Source organism: Xenorhabdus lircayensis (genome assembly GCF_016306625.1).
Classification (GTDB): Bacteria; Pseudomonadota; Gammaproteobacteria; order Enterobacterales; family Enterobacteriaceae; genus Xenorhabdus; species Xenorhabdus lircayensis.
This window is the reverse complement of sequence record NZ_JACOII010000039.1, coordinates 98393-116672: the sequence shown is the minus strand read 5'-3', so window position 1 is coordinate 116672 and position 18280 is coordinate 98393. Positions and strand designations below refer to the sequence as shown.

18 protein-coding genes and 4 pseudogenes are annotated in these 18280 nt (G+C 41.5%); 12 read left to right on the top strand and 10 right to left on the bottom strand.

Translation table 11 applies throughout. The annotated features are described in order from the left end of the window. Positions 1 to 5: 5 nt before the first annotated feature. The 6 genes and pseudogenes from H8A87_RS11700 to H8A87_RS11675 all read right to left on the bottom strand — a co-directional run. Positions 6 to 176 (bottom strand): hypothetical protein, encoded by a 171-nt coding sequence (locus H8A87_RS11700; protein ID WP_198690134.1) that lies wholly within the window; start codon positions 174 to 176, stop codon positions 6 to 8. A gap of 398 nt (positions 177 to 574) precedes the next feature. Then, positions 575 to 1012 (bottom strand): annotated as a pseudogene (locus H8A87_RS11695) (LysE family translocator). Continuing rightward, a pseudogene (locus H8A87_RS11690) lies at positions 986 to 1506 on the bottom strand (Tn3 family transposase); the annotation flags it as partial. The pseudogenes H8A87_RS11690 and H8A87_RS11695, both read right to left, overlap by 27 nt. Before the next feature lie 176 nt (positions 1507 to 1682). Then, positions 1683 to 1823: an IS1 family transposase gene (locus H8A87_RS20485; protein WP_198690133.1), complete on the bottom strand. Its 141-nt coding sequence runs from the start codon at positions 1821 to 1823 to the stop codon at positions 1683 to 1685. A 50-nt stretch (positions 1824 to 1873) separates the two neighbouring features. Continuing rightward, positions 1874 to 3178, bottom strand: coding sequence for an aminotransferase class I/II-fold pyridoxal phosphate-dependent enzyme (locus tag H8A87_RS11680; protein ID WP_198690132.1), 1305 nt, complete (start codon positions 3176 to 3178; stop codon positions 1874 to 1876). 257 nt (positions 3179 to 3435) lie between these two features. Then, a pseudogene (locus H8A87_RS11675) lies at positions 3436 to 3633 on the bottom strand (RNA 2'-phosphotransferase); the annotation flags it as partial. Positions 3634 to 3695: 62 nt separating this feature from the next. Here H8A87_RS11675 and H8A87_RS11670 point away from each other — a divergent pair. Further along, positions 3696 to 3959, top strand: coding sequence for a PIN domain-containing protein (locus H8A87_RS11670; RefSeq protein WP_232370193.1), 264 nt, complete (start codon positions 3696 to 3698; stop codon positions 3957 to 3959). A 69-nt stretch (positions 3960 to 4028) separates the two neighbouring features. On the opposite strand, the gene H8A87_RS11665 is transcribed toward H8A87_RS11670, so the two are convergent. Continuing rightward, positions 4029 to 5255: an RtcB family protein gene (locus tag H8A87_RS11665; protein ID WP_198690140.1), complete on the bottom strand. Its 1227-nt coding sequence runs from the start codon at positions 5253 to 5255 to the stop codon at positions 4029 to 4031. 143 nt (positions 5256 to 5398) lie between these two features. Here H8A87_RS11665 and H8A87_RS11660 point away from each other — a divergent pair. The 5 genes and pseudogenes from H8A87_RS11660 to pyrB form a co-directional block, all read left to right on the top strand. Continuing rightward, positions 5399 to 5659, top strand: a pseudogene (locus H8A87_RS11660) (RNA repair transcriptional activator RtcR family protein); the annotation flags it as partial. 58 nt (positions 5660 to 5717) lie between these two features. After that, entirely contained in the window at positions 5718 to 6635 is a 918-nt protein-coding gene (gene rnz, locus H8A87_RS11655) for a ribonuclease Z (protein WP_198690129.1), read from the top strand. A gap of 38 nt (positions 6636 to 6673) precedes the next feature. After that, a complete protein-coding gene (locus H8A87_RS11650; protein WP_198690128.1) occupies positions 6674 to 7102 on the top strand; it encodes a carboxymuconolactone decarboxylase family protein in 429 nt (142 codons plus the stop codon). A gap of 45 nt (positions 7103 to 7147) precedes the next feature. Next, on the top strand, positions 7148 to 7306 hold the full coding sequence (locus tag H8A87_RS11645; RefSeq protein ID WP_198690141.1) for a hypothetical protein: 159 nt from the start codon (positions 7148 to 7150) through the stop codon (positions 7304 to 7306). A 56-nt stretch (positions 7307 to 7362) separates the two neighbouring features. Beyond that, a complete protein-coding gene (gene pyrB / locus H8A87_RS11640; protein ID WP_198690127.1) occupies positions 7363 to 8304 on the top strand; it encodes an aspartate carbamoyltransferase in 942 nt (313 codons plus the stop codon). A gap of 862 nt (positions 8305 to 9166) precedes the next feature. Here pyrB and H8A87_RS11635 read toward each other — a convergent pair. Beyond that, entirely contained in the window at positions 9167 to 11485 is a 2319-nt protein-coding gene (locus H8A87_RS11635; protein WP_198690126.1) for an FdhF/YdeP family oxidoreductase, read from the bottom strand. Positions 11486 to 12309: 824 nt separating this feature from the next. On the opposite strand from H8A87_RS11635, the gene H8A87_RS19875 reads away from it, so the two are divergent. Genes H8A87_RS19875 through H8A87_RS11615 form a run of 4 tightly spaced genes read left to right on the top strand, consistent with a single transcriptional unit; the run spans position 12310 to position 14891 of the window. Further along, on the top strand, positions 12310 to 12963 hold the full coding sequence (locus H8A87_RS19875; protein ID WP_232370192.1) for a helix-turn-helix domain-containing protein: 654 nt from the start codon (positions 12310 to 12312) through the stop codon (positions 12961 to 12963). Between the two features lie 10 nt (positions 12964 to 12973). After that, positions 12974 to 13456 carry a hypothetical protein gene (locus H8A87_RS11625; protein ID WP_198690125.1) on the top strand — a complete coding sequence of 161 codons (483 nt, stop codon included), beginning with the start codon at positions 12974 to 12976 and terminating at the stop codon, positions 13454 to 13456. Next, positions 13453 to 14151, top strand: coding sequence for a VUT family protein (locus H8A87_RS11620; protein WP_198690124.1), 699 nt, complete (start codon positions 13453 to 13455; stop codon positions 14149 to 14151). The genes H8A87_RS11625 and H8A87_RS11620 overlap by 4 nt, the downstream gene beginning before the upstream one ends. After that, positions 14148 to 14891, top strand: coding sequence for a metallophosphoesterase family protein (locus H8A87_RS11615; protein WP_198690123.1), 744 nt, complete (start codon positions 14148 to 14150; stop codon positions 14889 to 14891). Before H8A87_RS11620 ends, H8A87_RS11615 begins: the two co-directional genes overlap by 4 nt. 117 nt (positions 14892 to 15008) lie before the next feature. Here the strand turns inward: H8A87_RS11615 and H8A87_RS11610 are convergent, their stop codons facing one another. Beyond that, complete coding sequence (locus tag H8A87_RS11610; RefSeq protein WP_198690122.1) at positions 15009 to 16226, bottom strand: DUF819 family protein; 1218 nt, start codon at positions 16224 to 16226, stop codon at positions 15009 to 15011. 71 nt (positions 16227 to 16297) lie between these two features. Beyond that, positions 16298 to 17044: a M15 family metallopeptidase gene (locus H8A87_RS11605; protein WP_198690121.1), complete on the bottom strand. Its 747-nt coding sequence runs from the start codon at positions 17042 to 17044 to the stop codon at positions 16298 to 16300. 238 nt (positions 17045 to 17282) lie between these two features. On the opposite strand from H8A87_RS11605, the gene pyrI reads away from it, so the two are divergent. Continuing rightward, positions 17283 to 17747 (top strand): aspartate carbamoyltransferase regulatory subunit, encoded by a 465-nt coding sequence (gene pyrI / locus H8A87_RS11600; RefSeq protein ID WP_198690120.1) that lies wholly within the window; start codon positions 17283 to 17285, stop codon positions 17745 to 17747. Between the two features lie 142 nt (positions 17748 to 17889). Then, positions 17890 to 18276 carry a 2-iminobutanoate/2-iminopropanoate deaminase gene (gene ridA / locus H8A87_RS11595; protein WP_198690119.1) on the top strand — a complete coding sequence of 129 codons (387 nt, stop codon included), beginning with the start codon at positions 17890 to 17892 and terminating at the stop codon, positions 18274 to 18276. The last annotated feature ends 4 nt before the right edge of the window (positions 18277 to 18280 follow it).

The following is an 18280-nucleotide window of genomic DNA, read 5'->3' as shown; positions in this document are numbered from 1 at the left end:
AGTAACTAACCATTTAATACATGACCGTTAGTTAAAGGTGTGTCCTTTCCATCTATTTGTTTTACAACATTAATAGCTATCTTAACTTGCTGATTGCCATTGGCATAAAGCCTATCTGTCGATTTGGTCCTTCCAGCAACAAAATAAGCTTTAAAGGTAAATAAAGAAACAGTCATTTTAATGTCTCCCGATTTATGCCATGCGTATAATAGTAAAACCATAAAATGGTGGAACAAGTTCATCATGAAATATCAACTCATGCTCTGGCACCATCATCAACGGTAATTTTTTAGTAAAGCACCTAGATTTCCGATGGATTCAAATAAGCATTGGAATAGTATATAAATATCTTTTTTTTAAAAAAAATGAACACAATCAATTTTATTTAATATCAGATTTATTTCACATTGCTCATTTACTACAATATAGAAAATAAAAATTCATTAATTTACTATATTTTTATCAGAGCAATAATACCAATCGGCCCAAGTGATGCTCTCCATATCTATTATAGCATATTTGTTGACTGCAACCCGGAATCTGTTGGGTAGATACTCATTTTAACTTCCCAAAATCATCGCCGACTACTCAAGGCCAATTTAAACGCAAAAAACAAAAATAACCCACCTGTCGCGCGATTCATCCATTTAATGACACTTGCGCGGCGTAATATATGGGAAAGAGGGCGTGTGGCATAAATCAGTGACAATGACCACAATGTGCCAAGGAATACATGGATTGTCACCAAACTGAATGTCCATAAAATGGGTGAGTGCCCTTGGGGAATAAATTGAAGCAAGAATGAGACATAAAATACGCCCATTTTCGGATTGAGTACATTACCCAACATACCTCTGATAAACAGTTCTGGCTTTTAACAGAGGAGGAGAGCAGCTTGAAAGGCTTTTTTACCGCCTTCCGCCGTTGCAGTTCTCAGAATTAACACGGTATCCAAGCCGGGAGTCAATGTGGGCAATGTGGCCGCAACAACTATTGCCAGAGCCTGATCCAGCGCTTCACTTTCGACATGCCAGCGCGCAAGACGTGAAAGCTGCCAGTAATCATGCGTGTTGGATGCTTCTGCCATTTTCCTCAGACCAAGATTTAAGCCTTCTGCAAGCAATACATTTAGCAGGCCGATCTGATCGGTACATGGTGCCCCGTTCTCAGATGAGTAAAAGCATCTGTAAATCCTGTTGCTACATCAACCTCGAGCAATATATCTGTGATTCGTACAGATGGCATCCGGCGATACAGATCGAGAATCAGAGCTTCTGCATTTTCAGGAATATCCGCTTTTAACCGATCTATTCGAAGAATTCCATCCATAATGGTGCCATGGGGTATAGTTCCATTGCGGTTTGCTTTGGCAAGACGTTTCAAGGCATCTGCAAGTCGGGCTTTACGTTCGACAAGCCACTCTTTCGGATCTGCCGGAACGGCCAGCTTCGCATTAGCCAGCGCTACTGGCATAGGGAGCAAAATTTTCTTTATATCTCCGTGACGTTACTGGCGAAGATAACGGTGCCATTTTGAGTTTGGTCGCAAGAAAGTCTGGCTCACCGAGAGCGATGTATACACTTTCCCAATAGCACAAGCAGCCACAACCTGCATTATACGATAGGGAGGAATATGGGGTCAGCTTGCAAAACGAAAATTTTCCTACGCTAAAAGCTTAAAGCCTAACGTGAGTTTTCGTTCGACTGAGCGTCAGATCCCAAATAACGCTGATGACCTGCCCGAGATGTTCCGTTACGTACAACGATTTCTGAAGACTGGCTATGAGGGCAGGTGACAGAAACAACAGGTATAAGAAACTCCACTTAAAACAATGGAGTTTATCGAATCAATACGCCAGATCCATTATCGGGTGTTAATTATCACTCACTGGTGATGAGATTAGACCCAGTTCGACTCCGCAAGAACTAATAGCATCTATACAAAAATTAAGTTCATCATAAGTAATATTTGCACTTAAGTTTATTCTTATTCTGGCTCTTGATTTAGCAACGGCAGGATAAACAACTGGATTAACATAAACTCCTATCTCATGAAGTTTCCTTGTAAGATCGAATGCTTTATCCTCTTCGTATACGACTATGGGCACTATACTGCTTTCCGTATTCAATAATTCAAAGCCATATGAACGAAGTTTTTTTATGAAATATTTTGTTTTCTCTTCAAGTTCACAAGATATTTCTGGATGAGCTTGAAGAATCTCGACTGCCTTGATTACTGAAGCAGATACGGAAGGTGGTATTGATGCTGAAAATATATAAGGACTGGCCGCAGTTCGAATTATTTTCGCCGTTTCTTTATCTGTGGCGACAAAGCCTCCAATGCCTGGCAGACCTTTACTCAAGCTACCGGTTATGATGCTAACCTTCGCGGTTACTCCAAACAGATCGCATACACCACGCCCGTTTTTGCCAATATGACCAGTCCCATGGGCGTCATCAACGATTATCTTAGCGCCATATCTTTCACAGAGAGGAACAATCTCACTGAGTGGCGCAAGATCTCCATCCATACTGAAAACGCCATCAGTTACCAGAAATTTTCTTTCGATATGAGCGTATTTTTTAAGAATTTTTTCGATACTATTAACTGAGCAATGACGGTAGGTAATAACTTTAGCACCACTTAATTTCAAAGCATCATTGATAGACTGATGATTTAGCATATCACTTAATACTATATCTCCCTCCCTGCAAAGGGTAGAAATGGCGGCTATATTTGCAACATATCCGGAAGAAACAGTAATAACCTCTTCAACACCTAAAAACCTTGCTAAATCTTCTTCTAATTTAATATGTAGATTATTTGTGCCATTTAATAACCTAACCCCACTGGAAGTAGTTCCATAATTTTTAATAGCTTCGATAGCACATTTTTCTATTTCTAGATTACCATTGAGACCAGAGTAATTGTAAGAGCCTAAGTGAATAACCTTATGTACATTTCTATCACTCTGATAACGACTAAAACTCACGAGGGAGTTCTTCTTAGCATGAGTATGAAATTCCCTTTCTAGCATACCCATAAACCCCTGATCATAAAAATAATTGAATCTTTCAGAAGCCTCCTCTAAAAATTCATTACCCTGACAGATCTTTCCATTAAAAAAATTCTTAGTGCTATTATCTTTAATATAGGAATTCTTTTTTATGTTAGCCATAATTTTATGATCTCCTTATCAATAGTATATAAGTATTACCGTCGTCAGACTGATATACCAGATAATTGGTTTAACGTAGGTGTGGCGGAGCAGAGATTACCACCATCAATTTTTGCAACAATATTCTAGTACCCGGCGCAACACGGTTATATTTACATTGATCACAAAAACCTAAACAGGCTCGACGATAGTATGTGAACATCATTCTCAGCACGTTCAGTTTACGACACTACATGTGGCACACTACCTATATTTCAGCGGGTGGCCGTACCGTGATATAAAATGGCAGGAGGGATTTTCTCTTGGTAGCCAATATCTACCAATTGAGTGGAATGCCCCTGTACTGCCCTGATACGCTTCTGATCCTCAGAAATGGCAAACCGTTTTTTGTCATTAGTGGCGACAATTTGTTCGATAAGCGGATGACTCAATCGCTTACCGTGCTTGGCAGCACACCTTTGCCCATTTCGACCCAAGCGTTGCATATCCGCTTTGATTGAATGGTTAAGATTAAATCTTGCTTGCCAAACGACAAAACAAGGGGCTGGAAAATATCGTCAACACGTTTATTGAATCGATTACTGTTTACGATTGGGACAGTGCCGCGGCAAAAACTTATGGCGAACTCCGTGCCAACATGGAACAAATTGGTCGTGTTATAGGCACGATGAATCAACTGATTGCAGCTCATGCCCTGAGTAAAGGGCTGACGCTTGTTACCAGTGATGCTGCATTTGGGATGGTTAATGGTTTCAATATTGAAGACTGGGGCAAATATTGACAAGTGGGACCGTGGTCCCACTTAACCGACTACCTGTCTACGCCCTAACGGGCAATACTCTTTTAATTCTTATCCTTTTACGCACACCACCTGACGCAAGGTATGCACGATTTCCACCAGCGATGACTGTGCTTCCATCACAGCGTCGATATCCTTATACGCCATTGGGATTTCATCGATCACGTCGCTGTCTTTACGGCATTCCACATGTGCAGTGGCACGCTTTTGATCGCTCACGGTGAAGCGTTTTTTTGCCTCGGTACGACTCATTACGCGCCCCGCTCCGTGGCTACATGAACAGAAGCTTTCTTCATTTCCAAGACCGCGGACGATATAGCTTTTCGCTCCCATCGAACCCGGAATGATCCCCATCTGGCCTTTACGGGCAGATACCGCACCTTTACGTGTCACCAAAACGTCTTCACCGTAATGCTGCTCGCGCTGAACATAGTTATGGTGGCAGTTCACCGCTTCCTGCTGTGTCGTAAAGGGTTTTGGGATCTCGCTTGACAACACTTCAAGCACGTGGTGCATCATCACTTCCCGGTTCTGACGAGCGTAATCCTGCGCCCAACCTACCGCTTCCATATAATCGTCAAAATAGCGGCTTCCTTCCTCGAAATACGCCAAGTCGCGGTCTGGCAAGTTAGCGATATGCTGCTGCATATCTTTCTGCGCCAGTGTGATAAATAAGTTACCAATGGCGTTACCCACACCACGGGAACCACTATGCAGCATCACCCAAACGCGATCCGCTTCATCAAGGCACAACTCGATAAAATGGTTCCCCGTTCCCAGCGTTCCCAAATGCTGATGGTTATTGGTATTCAACAGGTTCGGGTATTTATCAGTAATACGCTTAAACCCATCCGTTAACGTCGCCCAATGTTGATCCACAATCTCCGGCGCTTTATTCCAAGAGCCTTTATCGCGGCCTCCACGGTTTACAGTACGCCCATGCGGTACAGCGGCTTCGATGACATGACGGATATTCAACAAGCTATCTGGTAAATCAGATGCCACCAGCGAAGTACGCACCGCGATCATTCCGCAACCGATATCCACCCCAACCGCAGCCGGAATAATGGCACCGCGTGTCGGGATCACGCTACCGATAGTAGAACCTTTACCGACATGGACATCCGGCATTACCGCCATATGTTTGAAGACGAAAGGCATCTTGGCCATGTTCTGCAATTGGATAATGGCTTTTGGATCAACCGGTACTCCGTTCGTCCACATTTTTACGGGCGCGCCATTCTCTTGCGTCAATAAGTTATAAGCGTTAGTTTTCATTTCAGTTGTTGTCATTTTTGTTATCCTTTAATTTGTACCAGCCCGTTTTGAACCCATGCTATTTCAGTGTGTTGACCCTTATAATTATTGCTAATTGCGTGCCAACTTTGAAAGAAAGCAGAAATATTTTTTATCTATTTGAAAAACAGCCAGAATTGCCGATTGATAAACTGGAATTGCTCTACCAAACCAATGACTATGTTTTGGCAGAGAGAGTTAAAGAGGATGTTGAGCAAGTTTCACCACAGACGGAAGTGGTGTTGCATGAAATCCAGATTGAAGATCCGTGGGATTTTGAAGAAGTTTATACTACGCTGCTGGATTTTGCCGTTTGTTACCCTTTTGATATTGAAAACGAAGAGTATCTGGTACATATCACAACCGGCACCCACGTTGCGCAAATATCTTGCCCGATTCGGTCTGGATTAGGATAGCATTCAACATCATTAGGAGAACGACAACATGGAACTGAAATTCTTAGGCACCAGCGCAGGCATTCCCACAAAAGAGCGCAACGTTACCAGCCTGATTCTCGATCTACACGGCATCCGCAACACGCTGTGGATGTTTGATTGCGGCGAGGGAACGCAACACCAGATCCTCCATTCCCCCATCAAAACCTCCAAGCTGGAGAAAATCTTTATCACCCACCTGCGTGGAGATCATATCTTCGGTTTGCCCGGATTATTGTGCAGCCGTTCGATGGGTGGTTCCACCGACCCCCTCACTCTATACGGGCCAACTGGCATACGGCAGTTTGTGGAAACCGCACTGCAACTGAGTAGCTCCTTCCTGACCTACTCTCTGGAAATTATCGAAGTCCAGCCTGGCCTGCTGTTTGATGATGGCGAACTCAAAGTCACGGCTTATGCCCTGAACCACCGAGTGGAATGTTATGGCTACCGTATTGAAGAACTCGACAAACCCGGCGCACTTGATGCCCAAAAGCTAAACCAGGATGGCATTCCCCGTGGCCCGTGGATGCAAACTTTAAAGCAAGGCGGCACAGTAACGCTGGAAGATGGCCGCACGATTTGTGGCAAAGATTATTTAGGCGTACCGATTCGTGGCAAGTCACTGGCCATTTTCGGGGATACTGAACCGACACCGGAAGCCCTGAAACTGGCTGCCAATGTTGATGTGATGGTGCATGAAACCACGCTGGAAGATGCGTTTGCCGCAAAAGCCAATGAGCGAGGACATTCTACGACCAAACAAGCCGCAACATTGGCGCGTGATGCCAAAGTAAAACACTTTATCGCTACACATATCAGCGGGCGCTATGGTATTGAAGATTACCCGCGATTATTGGCGGAATGTCGGGCAATATTTCCGAATACCGTGCTGGCCGAAGATTTTGCGGTATTTACAATTAAATAAACCCCTTCAACAAAAAATAAAAGATCTGAGAGATAAGAATGAATTACGCAAAAGTTTCACCTCGCATTATTAATCCGTTATATAAAAGCTATGAAGAAATCCATGCCTCTGAATTAGATCAAGCACTTATTCTGCTGGTAGAAACACGGGTATCACAAATTAATGGCTGCGCTTATTGCTGTCACCTCCATGCTGAAGAAGGCCGAAATAACCATGGAATAGAACAGGTAAAACTGGATAAATTGCCCGCGTGGTTCAATTCCAATATCTACAGCCCAAAAGAAAAACTGGCATTGGAGTGGTGTGAAGCCCTGACAACAAATCCCAAGCAAAGCACGCTGGATAAAATCAAAGAACACCTTGATGCTGTTTTTACAGAAAAAGAGATTGTTGACCTGACTGCGGCTATTTCCCTGATGAATGCGTTAAACAGAATGGCAGTGAGTTTAGGTGACAGAAATGAGTAGCTAAAACAAAAATTTCTTCCGGCAAACCTTGCGGTGAATGCTATCGTGAGTATAATGCGCGACGATTTGCTGGGAGAAAACATGAAAGATTGCGCTGCAAACTCTGTTACAAAACATCAAGCTAACGAAAAACTGTCTGCTGGCAGCGTGGGCGTATTGTTTTTCCCATTGCTCAACCGAACATTTAAAAAGCCCCTCAATTGAGGGGCTTTTTTTTGCCTGCCCAGTCCGGCTAGAAGTCATAAAAGAGGAACGTAAACATGGCTAACCCGTTATATCGCAAACATATCATTTCAATTAATGAGCTGAGCCGCACAGATCTGGAATTGGTATTGCAGACGGCAGCTGCATTGAAAGCCAATCCACAGACTGAGTTACTGAAACACAAGGTGATCGCAAGCTGCTTCTTTGAAGCCTCAACGCGTACCCGTCTCTCTTTTGAAACCGCCATCCAGCGACTCGGGGCTTCCGTAGTTGGCTTTGCTGACAGCAGCAATACCTCATTGGGTAAAAAGGGAGAGACGCTGGCTGATACCATCTCTATCATCAGCCAATATGCCGATGCGATCGTCATGCGCCATCCACAGGAAGGTGCGGCGCGACTGGCTTCTGAGTTTTCCGGCCATATCCCTGTCATTAACGCCGGCGATGGCGCAAACCAGCATCCAACCCAGACTTTGCTTGATCTATTCACCATTCAGGAAACCCAGAACAGACTGGAAAATCTGAAAATCGCCATGATCGGTGATTTGAAATATGGCCGCACCGTTCACTCACTGACGCAAGCACTGGCTAAATTTAATGGCAACCATTTCTGCTTTATCGCTCCGGATGCGCTCGCAATGCCAAGCTATATCCTGCATATGCTGGATGCAAAACAGGTAAGTTACAGCCTCCACACTAACTTTGAAGATGTATTGCCTGAACTGGATATTCTGTATATGACCCGTGTCCAGAAAGAGCGCCTTGACCCTTCAGAATATGCCAATATCAAGGCTCAATTCGTTCTGCGCGCTGCGGATCTGGTGAACGTTAAAGAGAACCTGAAAGTGTTGCATCCGCTGCCGCGGATCGATGAAATCACGGTAGATGTCGATAAGACACCATATGCTTACTACTTCCAGCAGGCGGGTAATGGCATTTTTGCCCGTCAGGCATTGTTATCTCTGGTATTGAATGAAGATGTTGTCATAGACAAATGATGAAATAGATCGCTAAGAAGAATAAATAGCCATTAATATTATGATCAAGGATATTTTCTCTTGGTCATAATATTATTTTACTCAAGAATAATTTTTATTTCCCTCGCCTAATAAGTAATTATCTCCCTTATGATTTTTTTTGTTATTACTTATCTCAACTTTCTGACACGCAAATAAATATAACAACGAGTGACAATTAAAATTCCAATAATTAATTTCAAATATACGCATATTTACAAGTACTTTTCTTATTTTAACCTGTTATGAAATTAGGCTATTAGCGTGCCGTTTCGATAACTTCGCTTTGCCACATTATCTTGATGGTGAATATTTTATGGGGCCATATTGACGAATACATTATCCGATATTTTGTTCATTCTCAGCCCGATCCAGATTTTAAAGAGACGTTCATTTACAACCGTTCACGAACAAACTGAATGAGCATTAGAAATAATCTGCCAAATTTCTAAATATTCCGGCTGACAATAAACAGATTGACGATATTAAATCATGCAAAGGCAAAATAATTACCATCAACAATATGCACATATTTGGGTAGAGTCCGTTGAAATGGATATTGAAAAAATGCTAAGTCGTTTGGACAAACACAACAACGATGATCAGAAAGACGTAAAGAACTGCATTCCGTTCTAACGTTAACTCCAGAATCAACAGTAACGAATAAACTGCTGATGATTCATGCAGCTAACTGGAAAAAGAGAAAATAGAGAGTCACCATGGCACAATATTGATTGCAGCTATGTACTAGCCAGCTCGGTTTTTAATGAAGATCGTATCATTATCTCCAAAAACCGAGCTTGAATCGACGTACTTATAACTCACTGTTTTAAAAATAAACACATTATACAATACGCTGAAGTTCAAACCTATTCTGTTCAGTGAGAGATAATTTCACCGGCACAGATTTTGAGGTTGGTGTGCCTGTACCATCACCAAAACTCGTCATTGGGACTAGTGGATTGGTTTCTGGATAGTAAGCGGCAAGGTTTCCGCGTGGAATGGTGTAAGCAACCAATTTGAAGCCAAAAACTTTACGCTGAATACCGTCATTCCATATCGTTTCGATATCGACCAAATCGCCAGCCTGATATCCCGATTGAGCAATATCTTCTGGATTCATGAACAACACTTCCCGTTGACCATAAACTCCACGATAACGGTCATCCAGACCATAAATAGTGGTGTTGTATTGGTCATGAGAACGCAGGGTCTGCAACGTGAAAGGAACGTCAGTGCCATCAATTTGTGGGAACAGTGTTTTCGGCAGCGGTGCATGGCTGAACTCAGCTTTTTTGCTCGGTGTCGTAAAACGGAATTCGGCTGCGGCATTGCCAAGATAGAAGCCACCGGGGTGTTCACATTTTTTATTAAAACCATCAAATCCGGGAATGGTCGCCGCAATATAATCGCGGATTTTATTGTAATCCCCCGCCAATTCCAGCCAGTTAATCGTCGCTGTATTACCCACCGTCGCATTGGCAATGCCTGCAACAATCGCCGTCTCAGAACGTTGGGTATCAAATAACGGTTTATTCACTCCCTCCGAGGCATGAACCATGCTGAAGGAATCTTCTACCGTCACAAATTGCGAGCCTGTAGCCTGAATATCCTGTTCGGTACGACCCAGTGTTGGCAGGATAAGAGCGCTTTTTTTACCGGTAACAAGATGGCTCCGATTTAATTTTGTGCTGATGTGTACGGTCAAGTCACAGTGTTTAAGGGCTTCTTCTGTACGTGGACTATCTGGAGCCGCTGCCGCAAGGTTTCCACCCAGCGCGATCAGAACCTTGATTTCATCACGCAACATAGCGCTCAATGCTTCCACAACATTATGGCCTCGGGCACGAGGGGGTTTGAATCCAAAATGGGCAGCCATGCTATCCAAGAAAGGCTTGGCGGGTTTTTCATTAATTCCCATCGTCCGGTTACCCTGCACATTACTGTGACCACGTACCGGACAAAGCCCGGCGCCGGGTTTACCCAACTGACCAAACAGTAACTGAAGGTTGACGATTTCACGAACGGTAACTAACGAATGTTTATGCTGAGTTATCCCCATTGCCCAAGTACAGATGACACGTTCTGCGTTCTGGTAAATAGTCGCCGCTTCACGCAATTGTGCTTCGGTCAGCCCAGATTGATTCTCGATAAATGCCCATTCAGTCGCGGCAACTTCTTGCAAGTAAGCATCCACACCTTCGGTGTAGGTTGAGATAAATTCCAGATCAAAAATACCTGATTTGCCTTCGGCCAGCAGAGCGTTATGGGTTTCCAAAAGCGCCTTAACCATCCCCCGTACTGCCGCCATATCGCCGCCGAGTTTGGGCTGGTAGTAACGGTGACTAATTTCTCCCGCCATTGGGGTGATCATTTCGAGCGGTTTTTGTGGATCAGCGAAACGTTCCAAACCGCGCTCACGCAAAGTATTAAAGGTGACGATGCGAGAGCCATTCTCAGCAGCATGCCGTAAGCTATGTAGCATCCGAGGATGATTTGTACCGGGGTTTTGACCGAATATAAAGATGGCATCAGCATGATCAAAATCTTGCAGCCGAATAGTACCTTTCCCAACTCCCAAACTTTGCAACATGCCGTAACCGCTGGCCTCATGGCACATATTGGAACAATCAGGAAAGTTATTTGTTCCCAGTACACGGCCAAACAATTGATAAAGCCATGAAGCCTCATTGCTGGCCCGGCCGGAGGTATACAGCTCAAGCTGGTTAGGGTTATCCATCGCCTTGATATGGCCGGCGATCAGGGCAAAAACATCATTCCAGCTAATCGGCTCATAATGATCCGTCTCCGGATTATAGCTCATCGGTTCAACGACCCGACCTTGATATTCAAGGAAGTAATCACTTTGCTGGTAGAGTTTACTGACGCTGTGAGTCGCGAAGAATTCCCGATCAACATACCGACGAGTCGCTTCCCAATTTACTGCTTTAGCACCGTTTTCACAGAAACTGAAAAGACTTTTGTTGTCATCTCCCCACGCGCATCCCGGACAATCAAAGCCTCTGGGCTTATTCATGCGCATCAGGTTAACCATATTTTTTAATGCTTGTTTACTATCAAAGACAAAACGGGTTGTTGCCTCCAGTGAACCCCAACCACCAGCAGCCGAGTGATAAGGTTTTATTTTTGATTTGAATTTCATAAAAATCTCTATTTTTTTATGTCGTGGTCAACACAGACTGGCCACAGATTTACAGGTGAACCAATAACGCCGATCTCATTCATTAGCGGGTTACCACCGATGTAATCATAGGGGCGAACCGAGCAGCCATGCTCCGTAATATAACCAAAAACTAAGCTATGGCCACCTGTTTATAATCATACTCTTATCCATCCATTGTGGTAATTATTCCGTGGTTAGATCACGAAAAAACCGAGCAATTGCGTGATTAACACTTCTATCTCAACCCCTCCACTTGCCATTTTCACCCAAATATATTTATTTAATTACAATATGTTATTACCTTAATGGATTGCATTGCATAGCGCAGTACTATGAGAACCCTAAATTGGATTTGCTACGCATGTGGGTAAAATTTCGCGATGTTTAGTGGCGATAATGAGTCACAACAATAGTGTGATGGAGATCAAATATACGATATCAGAGGTTGGGAGGTGAGTAAGGTTTCTATTTTGATTAGGAAGTAAAGGTTTCTCTTATGGTCGAAGTTAGAGGCTGCTGAAGGGTCATCACGATAGCCCCTAGTTGTGCGCATTAACATCTCCCGATCGTTATACTCAACAAGTAAACGTTGAGCATAGCGATCAGGAAGACTATTTCTTGACACAAATTACCCACATCCCACCATAAAGACATCATTCCTTTCTTTTCATATCCCTTCCTTAGAATCCGACATGAGCTATGGGGTTTCCCTGATGCCGAGCACTTGTATTACAAAATCTTAATAGATAACATAAGATTATAAATATCAACGCACGACAATATATTATCAAAGAGATGATATAATGCAAGAATCGAACAATATAAAAACAACTGAAGCTGATGTTCTGTTGTCCAACATCGCACAAAACATTGATTTTTTGATGAAAAAAAACAATATAGATTCACAAGCTCTGAGCAGGTTGACAGGTCTCGGAATTGCCACTATCAACAGTCTCAGACGTGGTGTTGGAAACCCTACGATTGCTACCATTTCATCCATTGCGGATGTATTTGGTGTAAATATTGGTGAAATTACAGACAATAAATTATCTGAGTCAAATGGGAATGAAGAAATTATTTCATCAGTACCTCTAGTTCGTTATGATGAATTGGATGGCTATACATCTGGGAAAATAGTCAACACAAACTTATATAAAATCAGTATTCAATATGATCAAGAAGGCTCTATTTTCGCAGTAGAATTTTCAAATAACCTTTTATCTCCATACTTTGACAGCAACACCATCGCAATAGTTTCTAAAACCGAAAGCTTTTGTGACAGTGATGTAGTTCTCGTAAAAATTAAAGATACTCCCATCTGTTTTAGACAGGTTTTTGTAGGTGAAAGTGGAGTCTACTTTTCAATATTAGGAATTGGAAACGAACGAAACACAGTCTTAACTCAGAATTATACAATAATTGGGGTTGTGATTAAATCAATTAAAAAATTAAAATAGGAAATGCATCATGGATAAAATAATTGATTTTTTCAAAAAAACATTCAGACCTCGTTATATATATAGCTTGCAGAAATTCGATCCAATAAAAGAAAAGGGATTTTACATATTGAAAGAGTTAGGAACACATACATGCATAAAAGCAACAGCAGAAGATATTTTTGAAAGTGATTTATTATACAATATCAATCCTGCCGATCTCATATTCATAACACGGTTTGAAGAATATGATATGAGAGAAAAACAGAAATTCGAAATAATAGAAGAGACGAGAGACTTGTCATTAATAATACAAAATGCATATTCTCGCAGACAGATAAATGGAAAAGAACTACTTGTAGATCAGAATATAGTGGAAAAAATAGACCCAACGAGCCTTGTAAGAATAGCCTATATGTCGGGCTTAAAAGATGGACGAAGAATTTCTGATGAAATCTCAAGAGATGAAAAAATAAAATCATCTAAATCCGCAAGATTAAAGGTGATAAAATGACTCAAAATTATCCCAATGACCCAAAATTAAAATATAACTCATTATTCATTTCTTTATCCGTCACAATAATGATAACTTGTGATGTTCTTGTATATAAGACCCTAGATTTTAATGGCTTTAAAATTACATTTAGTGGAATTTTGTTCTCATTTTATTTCCTTATATCCACGATTCAGACAGAGGTTTATGGATACAGGCAAGGAGTAAAAACTGTCTGGACCATAGTTTTATGCCAATCAATCTTTGTAATGATTATATTTATAGCATCGCATACTCAGCCCGAAAATAATCAAATATCAATGAATTTTAAGTCATTGTTTGGTGAATTCTGGCGTGTTATGGTGGGAACATGGACTTCTGTACCAATTTCTTACTTTATAAACGGGTTCGTTATCTCTACCTTAAAAAAAGTTTTTCTTGGTCGATTTTTTTTCATCAGATATATCATTGCTTCAATGATTACTCAGGCATCTCTTTTACTATCAGCATACCCTATAAGCCTCTCTTCAAAATATAGCTTCAATGAATTAATCATAATAATTGCAACAACATGGTCTTATAAGGTCTTCATGTCCATCATCCTTCTACCTGTAGGCATTGTCTTGGCAGATAAGATAAAAAAATTAGAGTCAACAGATACATACGATTGGAACATATCATACAACCCATTTCATTTCAGAGGTAATAAAAAATGAAAGTTATTCACTTAACAGACTTACATTTAACCCGAAGCAGAGAACAAAGAATGTTTGATGTAAGTACTTATGATAACTTCGATTTTGTTTTTGAGGAAATACGTAGGATAAAAAGCCTTACGGTAATAGAATTAGTTGTAGTATCTGGTGATATTTCAAATGATGGAGATGTTGACTCATATAGATATTTTTTAAATAAAATGGAGTCTCTAAAAACACCTTATATTGCTATACTTGGCAATCATGATATCAAAAGTAACTTTGATACAGCACTTACAGAAGAAGAATCCGAATATATCATCACCTCTTGTGAATATAACAATAATACTTGGCATATTATTTCTGTTGATACTGTTGTCGAAGGGGAAGATTACGGTTTTATATCTAAAGATAATTTTGCAGAGTTAGAAAGAAAAATCATTAAAAACAGCGGATTTAATACAGCTATATTCATGCATCATCATGCTATACCGGTTGATACACCAATTGTTGATAGCTGCATGCTGAACAACGCCAAAGAACTATTGGAACTATGTGATAAATATAAGGTTAGGTTTATTGGCAGCGGACATGCCCACACACCTCGCACTTGGCATCATAATAATATGACAACATGTGTTGCTCCTGCTGTTGCATTCCAATGGCTATTAGGCACAGAGACAGTAAAAATATCAACAGGCTTTGGTTTCAATATCATAAATTTCTCACCAGATTTATCTATAACATCATGCATTTATTAGTATCTATAACCCTTAGCTACTCTAAAGTTTGAAAGTTGAGTCCGCTGGCAGTCATGTATTCAAAAGTGGTCATCCTCACTCTTTGGATACATGACTGAAAAAATTAACGAATCTAAGCTACATCCTCCCCACCACAAAATAAACAAATGTCCCCACGTAATTCCCAATCACATAACCCACAGTGCCAATCACCATTATCGGGCCGACCAGATTGATCCAGCCGCGGCTGATTGCCATTGCTGCCGCAGTCGTTGGCCCACCAATATTGGCATTACAGGCAAGGATGCTTTCCTCAAGGCTGAATTTAAATATTTTCCCCGCAGCAAAGGTCAGTATCAGATTGAGCATGACAATCACAAGGACGAAGGCAAAGAGCAGTGGCGCATGGTTGAGAATGGCTTGTATGGATGCCGGTATGCCGATCACGACAAAGAACATGTAAATGGCGTAAGTCCCCAACTCTTGGGTGCCATTCAGTTTGCTGAATGTCTCTTTAAATATAGAGACAATAATAAAAGTCACGGTGGTAAGAAGCAGGTATTTATCAGTGATCAGGCTAAAAATCAGTTCTTGATAGATGTTGTTTGGTTGCCCAAGCAGGACTTTTAACCATGATGAGAGCTGAAATGACAGTGCGACAATAAAAATCGACCATGCCAATGATAAGGCGATGTCTTTCAGGGCAATGTTTTTCGGTTGCCAATACGCGGCTGCCAGAGTTTGGGATTTATCCAACTTGGGATCATTTTCTACTAAGTCAGTATGTGGACTGCCCCAGAATTTTCTCGCTACTGTCCAGCCGGATAAGATCATCAGAATAATAAAATAGGCTGCCATCATAAAGTGATCAGCAACAATGGTAGATGCCACCATGCTTTGGGAAGTTTCCAGCTTGGCGGACATTGCCGCAAAGTTAACACCTCCTCCCGTGTAAGAGGCAGATATCATGCCGCTGATTTTATCTAATTCTGGTATGTAGGCCCTGAAAAGCCAGAAAGAAACAATCGCACCAATCATGGTAGCGATGGAAGAAATCAAGAACAGCATCAGTAACCGCCCACTTTCTTTAAGAATGCTATGCAAGTTAGTTTTAAATAATAATAAGGGGATCGCCAATGGCAGGATATATCCCCAGACAGCATCGTAAGCAGGTGCTTCGGTAGGAATAATATTTAAATTGGAAGAAAAGACAGCAATTATCAATGCAATCACTGCTCCCGGTATTTTAGATGCCCATTTAAAACGCTGCTCCGCCATTATGGCGGCAGCGACGGCTATCATAATAAAAGCCCAGAGCATTAATGAGTTGTCGGCTGCAATGAATGTGTTTTTCATTATTTTCCCTGAAGTTTATCAAATCAAAAATAGGATATTCACGCACGCATTCATTAAATTATTGACTTATTTTAATGATGTGGTGTTCCATCTATCGCACCATAAATGGCAGACTGATTTTTATAAAATGCCCACAAGGAGTTACCGTAATCATAATGCCACCATTCAGTCGGTAAGCTACTAAATCCAACTTGAGTCATGGCTTGATATAATAATCGACGATATAAGGTGGCTGGCATATTTTTTTCTGGCGCTTTTTCTAACGCCGCAGTATAAGAAAGCTCACTGACTTCATCAAACTCTGTACCCAAAAACAGTACTTGACCGGATTCCATATCGAAAAGTGTTACATCCACGGAACCGCCCGTCAGATGAGGAGTGACTTGATTTTCTTCCACTGATGCTGGAGCCACAAACTGCTGCAACAGCCGCTGCTGTTCTTCAGGCGATAAGTCAGTATATTGAGCCGCTATTTTGGCCAGTGTTTTATCTTGCAATGCCTGCTGAGTTTCCCGTGAACGCCAGCCATCCAATACCAAAATCCCTAAATGGGCAGGCAGTAATTGTGATGCCATTATGAGTTTTTCAGCTACGCTTTTTCTCACCAAGCAATATTCAATGGAGCCTTTTATTCCCGCAAAAAAATAAACCGATTGCTGCTTTAATTTATCTGTATCAATAATGATCTCTAAAGGCTCATGACATTCATAAATAGGGATTTCACTAATTACCGACCAATCAAAGCCTCTCCCCACTGCAATTTTTTCCACAGTATTTTTATCCACGTCTATATTTTCAGAAGAAATAGATAGCAACATATTCGACCTTACACTGTAATATTAGAATAGCGAATATTTAAACAACAATATTTTTACAGATTAGCAACAGAAACACATACCATCAAATTTTATTTTCGTTCTATCAATGATTTAAATCGTCTTTTAAATTAAAGAGTTCATCAGATGAAATGCCAAATCGTCTGTGACAAAATAGACCGTTTTCCTTAATCCCCTAATATCTGGAGGAGGAATACCGAAACGGTATTCATGACACAACATGACTCAAGACCATCAACTACAAGTAGAAGCCATTAAATGTGGCACAGTGATCGATCACATTCCTGCTCATGTCGGCTTTAAATTATTGTCGCTGTTCAAACTGACCGAAACAGACCAGCGCATTACCATCGGCCTGAATCTGCCTTCCAATCATATGGGTAAAAAAGATCTGATCAAGATTGAGAATACCTTCCTGACGGAGCAGCAAGCAAACCAGCTCGCCATGTATGCGCCACAAGCCACAATCAATAACATTGAAAATTATGTTGTCGTCAAAAAGTTGCCAATCAATCTGCCAGAGCAAATCGACAGTATCCTTGTCTGCCCAAACAGCAATTGCATCAGCCACAATGAGCCAGTCGAAAGTAGCTTCCGCGTGATGTCAACCAAAGATGATGTGGTACTACACTGTAAATACTGTGAAAAAGAGTTTGATCGCCAAGCCGTCATCAATAACGATTAAGAGTCAATTCAGGCAATTTATACTCAACTTGAAAGAGGAAGGGTATATAAGAATGTCCTGTATCAATTGATGCAAGTCCAGGGATCACTATAATGGCGATCTCGCAAAATTTTTCCATTTAGACGTTAAACAGGAGTTTCTAATGTCACGTTCTATTCATACCGAGAATGCACCAGCGGCAATCGGCCCTTATGTTCAGGGTGTTGATCTGGGCAGCATGGTTATCACTTCCGGTCAGATCCCTGTTGATCCAAAAACCGGTGCTATCCCTGAAGATGTTACAGCTCAAGCCCGTCAATCTTTGGAAAACGTTAAGGCTATCATTGAGCAATCTGGCCTGAAAGTAGCTGATATCGTAAAAACCACGGTATTTGTCAAAGACCTGAATGACTTCACAACCGTGAACGCGGCTTACGAAGCGTTCTTCTCTGAACATAATGCGCCATTTCCTGCCCGTTCATGTGTTGAAGTTGCCCGCCTGCCAAAAGATGTGAAAATCGAAATCGAAGCGATCGCTGTTCGCAGCTAATTTG

Excerpts from the sequence above, each read along its gene's own strand:
- H8A87_RS11700 (WP_198690134.1), bottom strand. The coding sequence starts at position 176 with ATGACTGTTTCTTTATTTACCTTTAAAGCTTATTTTGTTGCTGGAAGG.
- H8A87_RS11680 (WP_198690132.1), bottom strand. The coding sequence starts at position 3,178 with ATGGCTAACATAAAAAAGAATTCCTATATTAAAGATAATAGCACTAAG.
- H8A87_RS11665 (WP_198690140.1), bottom strand. The coding sequence starts at position 5,255 with ATGAAAACTAACGCTTATAACTTATTGACGCAAGAGAATGGCGCGCCC.
- rnz (WP_198690129.1), top strand. The coding sequence starts at position 5,718 with ATGGAACTGAAATTCTTAGGCACCAGCGCAGGCATTCCCACAAAAGAG.
- H8A87_RS11650 (WP_198690128.1), top strand. The coding sequence starts at position 6,674 with ATGAATTACGCAAAAGTTTCACCTCGCATTATTAATCCGTTATATAAA.
- pyrB (WP_198690127.1), top strand. The coding sequence starts at position 7,363 with ATGGCTAACCCGTTATATCGCAAACATATCATTTCAATTAATGAGCTG.
- H8A87_RS11635 (WP_198690126.1), bottom strand. The coding sequence starts at position 11,485 with ATGAAATTCAAATCAAAAATAAAACCTTATCACTCGGCTGCTGGTGGT.
- H8A87_RS19875 (WP_232370192.1), top strand. The coding sequence starts at position 12,310 with ATGCAAGAATCGAACAATATAAAAACAACTGAAGCTGATGTTCTGTTG.
- H8A87_RS11625 (WP_198690125.1), top strand. The coding sequence starts at position 12,974 with ATGGATAAAATAATTGATTTTTTCAAAAAAACATTCAGACCTCGTTAT.
- H8A87_RS11620 (WP_198690124.1), top strand. The coding sequence starts at position 13,453 with ATGACTCAAAATTATCCCAATGACCCAAAATTAAAATATAACTCATTA.
- H8A87_RS11615 (WP_198690123.1), top strand. The coding sequence starts at position 14,148 with ATGAAAGTTATTCACTTAACAGACTTACATTTAACCCGAAGCAGAGAA.
- H8A87_RS11610 (WP_198690122.1), bottom strand. The coding sequence starts at position 16,226 with ATGAAAAACACATTCATTGCAGCCGACAACTCATTAATGCTCTGGGCT.
- H8A87_RS11605 (WP_198690121.1), bottom strand. The coding sequence starts at position 17,044 with ATGTTGCTATCTATTTCTTCTGAAAATATAGACGTGGATAAAAATACT.
- pyrI (WP_198690120.1), top strand. The coding sequence starts at position 17,283 with ATGACTCAAGACCATCAACTACAAGTAGAAGCCATTAAATGTGGCACA.
- ridA (WP_198690119.1), top strand. The coding sequence starts at position 17,890 with ATGTCACGTTCTATTCATACCGAGAATGCACCAGCGGCAATCGGCCCT.